We start from the raw sequence: 9,192 nt of genomic DNA, 5'->3' as shown, positions 1-9,192 counted from the left end.
CTCGGTCGTCCCATTGCACACCTCCGTGATCAGAAGGTGTTGCGACGACCAGTTGATTTCGCCCTGCGATCCGCGATCGCTGTGCAGAATGCACCCGTCGACGTCTCCACGCCGGGCCACGGCGTTGTCCAGGACTGCCACGGCCAGGCGGGACTTCATCCGCGCATCGATGGAGTAGCCCACGATCCTGTTGCTGAAGGCGTCCTTGATCGCGCAAAGGTAGAGCTTGCCTTCGCCGGTGGCGTGCTCGGTGAGTGTCGGCAAGCCACAGCCGGTTCGCACAGGTCGCGGTGAAGTCACGACGGACCAGGTCGTCGTGCACCGGCGGGCCGGCCTTCTTGCCCTTGCCACGCTTCTTGCCGAACACGCTCCACCAGCGGTTGTCCCGGCAGATCCGCCATGCAGTCCGGTCCGCCATCACGGCCCCGGCGCCGCGCGCTTCGTCGGCCAGGAAGCGGTAGCCGAACTCCGGGTCGTCACGGTGCGCGTCGAACAGCGCGTTCGCGCGATACGCCTCCTCCAGGATGGCATCGGTCACCGGCTGGTCCAGCCAGCGGTAGTAGGGCTGTCTGGCGAGCTTCAGCACCCGGCACGCAACCGTGACGGGCACCCCGTCCACGGCCAGCTCCTTCACGAGCGGGTAGATCCTTTTCCCGGCAGATGCGCCTGCGACAGATAGGCCGCGGCCCGGCGCAGGACCTCGTTCTCCTGCTCCAGCAGCTTGATCCGCCGACGCGCTTCCCGAAGCTCGGCGCTCTCCTGGCTGGTCACCCCAGCCCTGGTCCCGTCGTCGATGTCCGCGCGACGCATCCACTTCCACAACGTCATCGGATGGACTCCGAAGTCGGTGGCCACCTGCTCGACCGTCACACCCGGCCCGCGGTTCCTCGCGACCCGCACGACGTCCTCGCGGAACTCTTCCGGATAAGGCTTGGGCACAGCGACATCCTTCCCACCCGCCCCACAGGGCAAGCCAGTTCAGATGTCACCCGATCGTGCGGCAGACCCGGGGTCGTCGCTGACTGATCGATCGGACGGATTGGCTGCGCGCAGGAGGCGAGGGAGCCCAACGTCATTATGTGAAGACAGAGTTGGACTCCCTCGCCGCCGCACTCTATGTGAAGACCGATGAGTTGCTGAAGGACTCACCGCATCTCGCTCCGTGGCGGCCGACAGTGGGGCTTGCGCCGCAGCTGAGTGACGCCGAGCTGGTCACGCTCGCGATGATGCAGGCCGTGCTCGGGTTCACCTCCGAGGCCAGATGGCTTCGCCGCGCCCGCGCGCACCTGCGGCATCTCTTCCCGTACCTGCCCAAGCAGCCCGGCTACAACAAGCGGCTGCGCAAGTCCGCCGAGCTGCTGCGTCGGGTCACCCGGATACTGGCCACCAGCACCTCGGTATGGAGCGACGACGTGTGGATCGTGGACTCCACGCCGGTGGAGTGCGGCCGCTCTCGCGAGACCGTAAAGCGCTCCGACCTGGCCGGATGGACCGAGTACGGGTACTGCGCCAGCCACAGCCGTTTCTTCTGGGGCCTGCGGCTGCACCTGGTGTGCACCCTCCACGGCCTGCCCGTCGCCTTCGCCCTGACCGGGGCCAAGGCCGACGAGCGCGAGACCCTGCTGAACCTGTTCGCGGCCGAACCGCACCTCGTCACCGACCGACCTGGACAGACGCTGATCGGCGACAAGAACTACTTCGGCCGCGACGTCGAACATCAACTGGACGAGCGGGGCATCCGGCTGCTGCGGCCGGCGCGCAAGGGCGAGCCCGAACGGCCCGGCGCACCGCTGTTCAAACCGTTGCGGCAGGTCATCGAGTCGGTCAACGAAACCTTCGAGGGCCAGCTCGATCTCGAGCAGCACCGCGGACGCACACCCAGCGGTGTCATCGCCCGTGTCATGCAGCGGCTCCTCGCACTGACCGCCGAGATCTGGCACAACGACCGCGCCGGGCAGCCCATCCTGCGCTCAATGACCGCCTATGATCACTGACCCCTTGGAATCGATCATCCAGGTATGTGCCGACGTCGTACCCCCCGTACGCCTACGCCCGCGTGGCCCGGTAATGGCGCGCGGCCCACGTCTGGAAGTGTGTTGCCCGGCCGATGAGTTCCTCGTAGGCGGCCAGGGCCGCGCCGAAGATCGTCTCCGTGACCTCGTCGGACACTCGCTCTCGGTGCCACACCAGCACATAGCGGCACCACAGCGGTGTGCCGGCCAGCGGCTTGACGACTACACCCGGGTTCGGCTTGCACGTCGCCTGGACTACGGAGATCCCCAGCCCGTCGGCGATCATCCGCTGCAACTGGTCCCGGTCACCGAGGTACTCGTGCACGGTGGCGGGTGTGAAGCCGGCCGCCTGGAAGACGTCGTAGCAGACGCCGGGCCACCCCGCACCGTCGTCGGGCGTCAGGAACCAGGCGTCCCTCGCCAGGTCGCGCAGCGGCACGTCCAGTTGCACGCTCGCCGGGTGGGCGGCGGGCAGGGCCACAAAGCTGGGCTCAGTGACGATGCCGCGGCGCACCACGGCATCCGAGTGCCCCAGCTCCCGTCCGGGATAGTCGACCGCGACGGCGATGTCCAGCTTGTCGTCCTCGATCAGCCTGACGATCTCGGCTGAGGAGTACACGCTGCTCACCTGTGTGGTCAGCGCCGGCAGGACGGTGCGCGCCCGCTGTAGGAGCCCCGGCAGGATGGGCGTATTCGTCGCGGCTATCCTCAGTACCTGATCGGTCCCGCGGCGGCCCGCGGTGGGCCGGCGCCCGATCAGGTTCGCCAGCGCCACCACCTTGCGGGCCTGCACCACCACCTCGACTCCGAAGCGTGTCGGCGTCACCCCCGCACTGCCCCGGACGAAGAGATCCTCGCCCATGAGCCGCTCGATGCGCTTCAGCTGACTACTGACCGCGGGCTGCGAGCATCCCAGGACGGTGGCCGTCCGGCCGAGGCTCATCGTGTCGGCGATCGTGCACAGCATCCGCAGGTGTCGGAGTTCGAGTTCCATCAGCACCCGTCCCAGGTCTCTCAAGAGTGAGCCGATTTTACGTCCGGGCTTTGATTTTTGGGGGTTTCGGTGCAGGCGGGAGCAGGTGTGGAGGATTTGTGGAGAGTCCCTCGGGGGCGAGGCTCCGACCGGTGGTGCTTGACGTGACAGTGACGCCCGCTGCGGGCGGCGCGTGATCACGCCCAGGTGCACTGGCTGCTGATGGCGTAGGCATGACACGCAATCCTCCCAGGGCAGGCGGGATTGGAGTTTTCATCATCTTCGCTGGTCCTGCTGGGCATGCAGAACTATGCGCACATCGACGTGAAAAGCCCGTTCTCCAGCGCGCTCGCCGCGGTGGGACTCGGCGGACTCGGCATGGTGGTCGCCATCGGTGCCGTCATCGGCATCACCACCTCTGCTTTCGCCAATATGCTTGCCGTCACCAGGGTGTGGTTCTCCATGAGCCGTGACGGACTCCTGCCGCAGTACTTCGCCAGAAACCACCCGAAGCGGCACGTCCCCACTCGAGTGATCTGGCCGGTCAGTATCGGCTCGGCTCTTATCGCAGGCTTCCTGCCCATCCGGGAGGCCGCCGATCTGACCAACATCGGAATCCTGATGGCCTTCATCGTGGTTGCCGTTGCCATCGTCGTCATGCGCAAGACCCGACCCGATCTGCCCCGTGCCTTCCGTACCCCGCCCGTGCCACTGGTGCCGGCCGTCGGGGTCGCGTTCTCCGTCTGGCTGATCAGCAACCTGGACTGGACGACCTGGGTGCGTTTCGCCGTATGGATGGTGCTCGGGCTGATCGTCTACGGCATCTTCGGCTACCGCAATTCGCAGGAGAACCAGCCACACGAGCTGTGCGAAGGAAACACCGCATGATCAACATCCCAGAAGACCCGCACAAGGCCGTAGCCGCTGCAGGCGCCGCCGCTCCGGCATGGGCTGCCGTACCGCTGGCCGCCAAGGCGCAGGCACTGGCAGCCGTCGCCGAAGCCCTCGAGAGCGAACGCACAGAATTGGTCGACCTGGCTGACGCCGAGACCAAGCTCGGTGCGGCCCGGCTGAACGGCGAGCTGACCCGCACCACCTTCCAACTGCGGCTTCTGGCCGACGAAGTGCTCGCCGGCCACTTCCTCGACGTCCGTATCGACGAGGCGGACCCGCAGTGGCCGACCGGCGCGCGCCCCGACCTGCGCCGCTACCGAACTGCCATCGGCCCGGTACTGGTCTTCGCTGCCAGCAACTTCCCCTTCGCCTTCAGCGTTGCCGGTGGCGACACCGCATCCGCCTGGGCCGCGGGCTGCCCTGTAGTGGTCAAAGCCCATCCAGGCCATCCCCGACTCTCCCGCCGCACGGCTGCAGTCGTCCAGCGGGCCCTCACCAGCGCCGGCGCCCCCGACGGAGTGTTCTGCCTCATCGAAGGGCAGCAAGCCGGGATCGAAGCGCTGCGCCACCCGGACCTGCGCGCCGCCGCCTTTACCGGATCACAACGCGGAGGCCTGGCCCTCGCCCGAGTCGCCGCCGAGCGGCCCGAGCCGATTCCGTTCTACGGCGAGCTCGGCAGCGTCAACCCCGTGGTGGTGACCGCAGCGGCCGCCGATGCGCGTGGGGCGGACATCGCCAAGGGCTACGTCGCCTCACTCACCCAGGGAGCGGGCCAGTTCTGCACCAACCCCGGACTGCTGTTCGCCCCCGCCGGCAACGACATCCTCGACGAGATCGCACGACTGTTCGACGAAGCCGCGCCGCACCGATGCTCGGCGAATGGATCACCCACGGCTACCTCGACGGCACGCTCCGGCTGGCAGGACGCCCCGGCATACGCCGCCTGGTGTGGCCCGACGATGAGACCTCCGCAGGGCCACGTCTGCTTGCCATGAACCTGGCGGCGTTCACCGCTGACGCACTCGCCGCACAGGAGTGCTTCGGTCCGCTGGGCCTGGCAGTCGAGTACGAGCGGCTGGAGGACGTGACCGAAGCGGTGGCCGCACTGCCCGGACAGCTCACCGCAAGCCTGCATGCCGAGCCCGACCAGGCCGATGAACTCGGCGCGCTGGCGGCGGCGCTGGCCGACCGAGCCGGCCGGGTGCTGTGGAACGAATGGCCCACCGGCGTGGCCGTGACGTATGCGATGCAGCACGGCGGACCGTACCCCGCCACCACCACACCCACGACCACATCGGTCGGCACCGCCGCGGTCGAACGGTTCCTCAGGCCGATCGCCTACCAGTCCTGGCCGCAGCAACTGCTGCCGCCGCCCCTGCGTGACCACAACCCGTGGAAGCTGCCCCAGCAGATACGCGGCTAGGCAGTCGGGAAGCCGCTGGAAGACGCTTGCTGAACCGGGACCGGCCCGGTCTGCGGCACACCGCCATGCGGGACCTGCTCCACTCCCGCCCGCCTGCCCGGCCCACGCCAGGGCCGGGCAGGCGGGCGAGGGCCGGGAATCGACCGGCGGGCGGTTGAAGGAGGCAACCTGAGCGCTGAATCGCCTTCTGCTTCCAGGTCGGCTGCGAGAGACCCAGATGCCGTGCAGGCACAGCCGGCCAGCCACCGGTTCCGGGCCAGGGCGGCCGTCACAACCATCCGTTGCGCTGGGCCTGCAGGGCCAGCTGGAAGCGGTTCGCGGCGCCCAGCCGGGCCATCAGGACCTCCAGGCGGCGGAACAGCGTACGGCGGCTGATTCCCAGCTCGCGGGAGATGACGTCGTCGCTCGTGCCGCTGGCCAGGAGCCACAGCAGACGGCGGTCGGCGGGGGACAGACCGACTGGGCGGGCCGTGCCGCCCTTGAAGGGCAGAGCGTGCTGCCACGACTGCTCGAACAGTGCGATGAGGGCGGAGAGCAGACCGCACGGCTGTACGACCAGCATGGTGTTGTGCACGTCGACCTCTTTGATCGACAGTGACACCAGAGCGTACGCCTCGTCGATGATCAGGAGTTTGACGGGGACGGATGCCAGCAACCTGGCCTGCTCACCGGCGTCGATGCAGGGTTCGATGACTTGTTTGAGATGGCCCGGGCGTTCCAGCGACTCGCGGGAGTACACGACGCGTTGTGTAACCCCGCGGGCCAGCGTGGCCAGTGCGTCCTCGGTGGCACTGGCTACAGGGAAGTAGGGGGGCGACTCGAGCTGCCGGATCTGGTGGCGGGCGCTGGCCCAGGCTCGGCGCATCCTGGGACCGATGGCGTCGCCGGTGACGATCTCAACGAGGTGGTCGTTGTGGGCCGCGAGCCGCTGGCGCCGGAACGAATCGAAGGCGCCCGCGACCGCGATGCGGGATTGCTCGACCTCAGCCGCACGGCGCCGGGCGAGCACTTCGAGACCCGCCGTCGGCGCCACCGGCGCCACCACGTCCTCATCCCTCTCGGCGGCATCGGCAAGGCCGGCGTCGACGAGCTCGCGGTACGCCGCGGACAGGCCCGGACCGTCCAGACCGGCCGCCGCGGCGATGTCGCTCAGCGGCGCAGGAGCCAGTTCCAGCAGGGTGAGATAGACCCGGGCCGCCGCCTGACCGATACCCAGGAGCCGCAGTGCATCGCCGAGATTCACGTTCCTCACGAGTCGCATTATCGGGGGAGCGCAGCCAGTCAGGCCTGGCCGATCTGTGCCAGTGGCACCACTGGGCACCATACGTGGGTGCCGCAGGATAGCGTCGCCTAGTGCTGTGGCCGGAAAGGTTTGCCGGAAAGCTCGCGGCGTCCGGTGCTGGGGGCACCTCCCACGCCGTTCAGGCAGTGGGGGAGCATCACGAGGCGGAGCATCTCCCGCGTACTGGATGTACTCGGGTGATGCGACAACGCCGCGAGGTGCCGTGCCGGGCGTCGCGAGCCGGTGAACCTTTCCGGTCACAGCACTAGCCGTCGGCACGTGGCGGCGCGTGACTCCCAGGAAGGCGGACGCAGTGGCGAAAGGCCGTAAGAACGGCTCGTACTCAGGGATCTCCGAAGAACTGTCCGCGTTGATGCGGACGGGGTGGGCCGACACCGAGAGGCGCGAGCTGACGCTCCAGGAGCAGGCCCCGTACGCGGCCGTGCGCCGGGCCGCGCTCTCCGCGCGCTTCCCGGGTGAACGGCTCGTGATCCCTTCGGGGAACCTCAAGATCCGTTCGAACGACGACACCTATCCGTTCCGGCCGTACTCGGGTTATGTGCACATGACCGGTGACCAGGCCCGGGACGGTGCTCTTGTCCTCGAACCCCGTGCCGACGGCGGCCACGACGCCTACTGCTACCAACTCCCGCGAGACAGCAGGGACAGCAACGAGTTCTGGACCGGTGCCACAGCAGAGCTGTGGATGGGCCGGCGCCGCTCCCTCGCCGAGGCGGAGCGTGTGCTCGGCCTGCCGTGCCGGGACGTGCGCACAGCGGCCGACGAGCTGGCAGCCGCCTCCGGCACACCGACCCGCATCGTCCGCGGCATCGACCCGTCACTCGAGGCCGCCGTCGCCACCGGGGCGGAGCGCGACGCGGAGCTGGAAGAAGCCCTCAGCGATCTGCGCGTCGTGAAGGACGAGTGGGAGATCAAGGAGATCCGCGCGGCTGTGGACTCCACGGTGCGCGGATTCACTGACGTCGTCGGTGAGCTGTCACGGGCGATCGAGTCGTCCGAGCGGTGGATCGAGGGCACCTTCTTCCGCCGCGCCCGCCTTGAGGGCAACGCCGTCGGCTACGGCACGATCTGTGCCGCGGGCGAGCACGCCACGATCATGCACTGGACCGACAACGACGGACCGGTGCGCCCCGGGGAACTGCTCCTGCTCGATGCGGGCGTGGAGTCGCGCACCCTGTACACCGCCGACGTCACACGCACTCTGCCGATCGGCGGTACCTTCACCCCCGTCCAGCGCAGGGTCTACGACGCGGTGTACGAGGCCCAGGAGGCGGGCATCGCGGCCGTGAAACCGGGCGCTGCGTATCGGGACTTTCATGAGGCGGCCCAGCGTTCCCTGGCGGCGCGGCTGGTCGAGTGGGGCTTCATCGAAGGGCCTGCCGACCGCGCGTACGAGCTGGGCCTTCAGCGCCGTTTCACGGTGGCTGGTACCGGTCACATGCTCGGTCTGGACGTCCACGACTGCGCGCAGGCCCGCACTGAGGAGTACGTCGACGGCGTACTGGAACCGGGCATGGTGCTCACCGTCGAACCCGGCCTGTACTTTCAGCCGGACGACCTGACCGTTCCTCAGGAATGGCGCGGAATCGGCGTACGCATCGAGGACGACTTGCTCGTCACCACCGATGGTCACGAGAATCTGTCCGCGGCCCTGCCGCGGTCTGCGGATGAGGTCGAGGCGTGGATGGCCCGGTTCGCGGGCTGAGCACATCGAGAACTGCGCCCGATGCAGGGCCGCCCTCCGGCGGGCCTGCCCTCGCATGACCGCGAGCTCACCACCTCACGCGAGAGCGAGCGGACGAGCCGACCGGTGTGAAGTGAAGAGGGAACCAGGGGTGTCGGCCAGGAGCACTACGGGGCCCTTGTGGGTGCAGAGGCGTTCGCAAATCACATGGACCGCCGGGCCGGGCTCGGCCCGGCGGTCGGTCTCGTTCAGGAAGCCGCGGGAGCCGACGAGTGCCCGTTGTCAGCCCTGCTCGGCGGTACTCGTTGATGAGGCCGCTGACGGCTTGCCGGTATGTGATCCGGCTGGTCGGAAAGGGGATGACGTTCGGGCCGTCGAGTGGCGCCAGTGATCTCCACCTTGGTCGGGCTCATGCCCGCTGAAGTGGTGGGTCGTACGCACGGAGCATGTGCTCGGCGCGGCTGTGGTCGGGGATCAGCAGCCGGTCGGTGCACTCCCCGAGTGCCGATCGATGGTCGGCGACCCCGCGGCCCTCGCCACGCGTCACTGGCCGACATGCACGAGTGCGGCAACGCAGGCAGGTCGGCAACCTCATCGCGCGGCTGCTCCAGTTCTGACACCGGACCCTCCGGCAGTGCCCATGCCGGACGTCTTGTCGAGGTGTTGGGGCGCTGTTACTGACCTTGAATGCGTGATGTCGTCATGGTGGCTGGCGTCGCAGGCCGGTGCCGGTGAGGCAGCCGTCGAGGGCGCCGGGGCGGTACTGGAGCTGGCGTAGGCCGCGCCGGACGGCGCTGATCAGGTCGTCTGGGTCGGCGAAGGCGCGGTTGGCTGTGGTGGTGCGTCGCAGGACGGACCAGATGCCTTCGACCGGGTTGAGGTCGGGGGCGTAGGGCCAATGCT

Annotated in this window: 8 protein-coding genes and 2 pseudogenes; 5 read left to right on the top strand and 5 right to left on the bottom strand. The window is 68.4% G+C overall.

Annotated elements, in window-relative coordinates:
* Positions 1–63: 63 nt before the first annotated feature.
* Both IE294_RS50190 and IE294_RS48815 read right to left on the bottom strand, forming a co-directional pair.
* Positions 64–397: pseudogene (locus IE294_RS50190) on the bottom strand (DDE-type integrase/transposase/recombinase); the annotation flags it as partial.
* 233 nt (positions 398–630) lie between these two features.
* Positions 631–939 carry a transposase gene (locus IE294_RS48815; protein WP_229918190.1) on the bottom strand — a complete coding sequence of 103 codons (309 nt, stop codon included), beginning with the start codon at positions 937–939 and terminating at the stop codon, positions 631–633.
* A gap of 140 nt (positions 940–1,079) precedes the next feature.
* Here IE294_RS48815 and IE294_RS45715 point away from each other — a divergent pair, with 140 nt between their 5' ends.
* The gene (locus IE294_RS45715; RefSeq protein ID WP_189895232.1) at positions 1,080–1,994 is read left to right on the top strand and encodes an IS982 family transposase; all 915 of its coding nucleotides are present in this window, start codon (positions 1,080–1,082) and stop codon (positions 1,992–1,994) included.
* 52 nt (positions 1,995–2,046) lie between these two features.
* Here the strand turns inward: IE294_RS45715 and IE294_RS45710 are convergent, their stop codons facing one another.
* A complete protein-coding gene (locus IE294_RS45710) occupies positions 2,047–3,006 on the bottom strand; it encodes a LysR family transcriptional regulator (RefSeq protein WP_189895233.1) in 960 nt (319 codons plus the stop codon).
* A 279-nt stretch (positions 3,007–3,285) separates the two neighbouring features.
* On the opposite strand from IE294_RS45710, the gene IE294_RS45705 reads away from it, so the two are divergent.
* From IE294_RS45705 to IE294_RS48810, 3 genes are read left to right on the top strand one after another with little or no spacing between them, the layout of a single operon-like run.
* Complete coding sequence (locus IE294_RS45705; RefSeq protein WP_189895231.1) at positions 3,286–3,873, top strand: amino acid permease; 588 nt, start codon at positions 3,286–3,288, stop codon at positions 3,871–3,873.
* Positions 3,870–4,874: an aldehyde dehydrogenase family protein gene (locus IE294_RS45700; protein ID WP_229918188.1), complete on the top strand. Its 1,005-nt coding sequence runs from the start codon at positions 3,870–3,872 to the stop codon at positions 4,872–4,874. The genes IE294_RS45705 and IE294_RS45700 overlap by 4 nt, the downstream gene beginning before the upstream one ends.
* On the top strand, positions 4,871–5,302 hold the full coding sequence (locus IE294_RS48810) for an aldehyde dehydrogenase family protein (protein WP_229918186.1): 432 nt from the start codon (positions 4,871–4,873) through the stop codon (positions 5,300–5,302). Before IE294_RS45700 ends, IE294_RS48810 begins: the two co-directional genes overlap by 4 nt.
* A gap of 268 nt (positions 5,303–5,570) precedes the next feature.
* Here the strand turns inward: IE294_RS48810 and IE294_RS45695 are convergent, their stop codons facing one another.
* On the bottom strand, positions 5,571–6,554 hold the full coding sequence (locus IE294_RS45695) for a helix-turn-helix transcriptional regulator (RefSeq protein ID WP_229918191.1): 984 nt from the start codon (positions 6,552–6,554) through the stop codon (positions 5,571–5,573).
* A 343-nt stretch (positions 6,555–6,897) separates the two neighbouring features.
* On the opposite strand from IE294_RS45695, the gene IE294_RS45690 reads away from it, so the two are divergent.
* Positions 6,898–8,310, top strand: a complete 1,413-nt coding sequence (locus tag IE294_RS45690) for an aminopeptidase P family protein (protein ID WP_189895229.1) — start codon at positions 6,898–6,900, stop codon at positions 8,308–8,310.
* Positions 8,311–8,989: 679 nt separating this feature from the next.
* Here the strand turns inward: IE294_RS45690 and IE294_RS45685 are convergent.
* Positions 8,990–9,192, bottom strand: a pseudogene (locus tag IE294_RS45685) (IS630 family transposase); the annotation flags it as partial.

Origin of the sequence: Streptomyces canarius, from assembly GCF_014650735.1 — a bacterium.
Lineage (GTDB): Bacteria > Actinomycetota > Actinomycetes > Streptomycetales > Streptomycetaceae > Streptomyces > Streptomyces olivaceoviridis.
The sequence above is the reverse complement of the archived record's forward strand: the minus strand, read 5'-3'. Positions and strand labels throughout refer to the sequence as shown.